Below are 817 nucleotides of genomic sequence, written 5' to 3'. Positions count from 1 at the left end.
AGGGTTTCCATGGTTACTTGCCCTTCTTCTTGAACATCGACAGCATGCGCTGGGTGACCAGGAAGCCGCCGAAGATGTTGACGCTGGCCAGGATGACGGCGAGGAAGCCCATGATCTTGGAGAAGCCAAACCCAGCGGGGCCGGCGGCGATCAGGGCGCCGACGATGATCACCGAGGACACCGCGTTGGTCACCGCCATCAGCGGCGAGTGCAGAGCCGGCGTCACCCGCCACACCACGTAGTAGCCGACGAAGCAGGCCAGCACGAACACCGTCAGGCCGGTGATGAAGAAGTTGCCGTGGCTCGCCGCGTCCAGGACGGGCGCCGGGATCGGCATCGCGTGGGTCATCTGGGCAACCTGGACCTGAAGCTCCGCCGTCTGGTTGGTCAGGGTGAGGAGCGAGTGGCGGAAGGCCTCAATCTGGCTCGCGGGATCGGGATGTTCCATGGAAGCCGCCTCCTCAGACGGTCTGAACTTCGCGGACCGCGTCCGCGAAGGCGGGATGGACGACCTGCCCATCGCGGGTGAGCGCGATGGCCTTCACGATCTCGTCGTCCCAGTTGAGCGCAATGCCCTTCTCCTTGTCGTGCAGCGACTGCAGCAGCGCGAGCAGGTTCTTGGCGTAGAGCAGCGAGGCGCTCTCGGCGATGCGGCTGGGGTAGTTGGCGTGGCCGACGATCTTCACCCCATTGTCGGTGACGACGACCTTGCCCAGCTCCGAGCCCTCGACGTTGCCGCCCTGCTCCACCGCCAGATCGATCAGCACCGAGCCCGGCTTCATCGACGCCACATGCTCGCGCGTCACCAGGATCGGCG

Annotated in this window: 1 protein-coding gene and 1 pseudogene; both read right to left on the bottom strand. The window is 65.4% G+C overall.

The features are described 5' to 3' along the window. Nucleotides 1-13: 13 nt before the first annotated feature. Nucleotides 14-448 carry an NAD(P) transhydrogenase subunit alpha part 2 gene (locus tag DS837_RS31845; protein ID WP_014240278.1) on the bottom strand — a complete coding sequence of 145 codons (435 nt, stop codon included), beginning with the start codon at nt 446-448 and terminating at the stop codon, nt 14-16. A gap of 13 nt (nt 449-461) precedes the next feature. After that, nucleotides 462-817, bottom strand: a pseudogene (locus DS837_RS31840) (NAD(P)(+) transhydrogenase (Re/Si-specific) subunit alpha); the annotation flags it as partial.

It is taken from the genome of Azospirillum brasilense, from assembly GCF_008365405.1.
In the GTDB taxonomy this organism is placed as follows: Bacteria; Pseudomonadota; Alphaproteobacteria; order Azospirillales; family Azospirillaceae; genus Azospirillum; species Azospirillum brasilense_D.
This window is presented reverse-complemented; position numbering and strand designations above follow the sequence as displayed.